This window comes from Dietzia sp. SYD-A1 (assembly GCF_015356725.1).
Classification (GTDB): Bacteria; Actinomycetota; Actinomycetes; order Mycobacteriales; family Mycobacteriaceae; genus Dietzia.
Map to the genome: position 1 here is coordinate 1 of NZ_JADDKI010000677.1, position 815 is coordinate 815.

Here is an 815-nt window from a genome sequence, read left to right on the forward strand (position 1 = left end):
GACCGGGCCCGCCGGGTCGGGTCGACCGGGCCTGCCGGGTCGGGTCAGGCCGGGCGGCGGGCCAGGTGGATCGCCGCGATGCCCCCGGTGAGGTTGGTGACGCTGCAGCGCTCCCACCCGCTCGACTCCACCAGGGCGCGCAGCGCCTGCTGGTCCGGCCAGTCGCGGATCGACTCGGCCAGGTACACGTACGCGTCGGGGTTCGAGGACACGCTGGTGGCGATCCTGGGCAGCGCCCGCATGAGGTAGTTCATGTAGACCGCACGGAAAGGCGGGAAGACGGGCGTGGAGAACTCCACCACGGCCAGTCTGCCCCCCGGCCGGACGACCCGCGCCATCTCGCGCAGCCCCGCTGCGGTGTCCTGCACGTTGCGTAGCCCGAAGCTGATGGTGGCGGCATCGAAGGACTCGTCGGCGAACGGCAGCCTCATCGCGTCGCCGGCGACTTTGGGCACGTCACGCGCGGCGCCGGCACGGAGCATTCCCAGCGAGAAGTCGGCGGCCACGCACCACGCGCCGGACTTGGCCAACTCCACCGTGGAGACCGCGGTCCCGGCGGCCAGGTCCAGGATGCGCTCCCCGGGACGAGGCGCCAGCAGCGACCGCGCCCGGCGGCGCCACACGTGGTCCATTCCCCCGGACAGGATGGTGTTGGTCAGGTCATAACGCTTGGCCACGCCGTCGAACATCGACGCGACGTCGCGGGGCTGTTTGTCGAGATCGGCGCGGGACACGCTGTCGACGCTACCCCGCGCCGAGGCGGTGGAGAGGCGCAGGCCCGTCGGTGGGCGGCACCTCGGCGCGGGGTAGCGTCG

Annotated in this window: 1 protein-coding gene; it reads right to left on the reverse strand. The window is 72.8% G+C overall.

The annotated features are described in order from the left end of the window. Positions 1 to 44: 44 nt before the first annotated feature. Positions 45 to 734, reverse strand: coding sequence for a demethylmenaquinone methyltransferase (locus tag IY392_RS18560; RefSeq protein ID WP_194862017.1), 690 nt, complete (start codon positions 732 to 734; stop codon positions 45 to 47). Positions 735 to 815 lie beyond the last annotated feature (81 nt).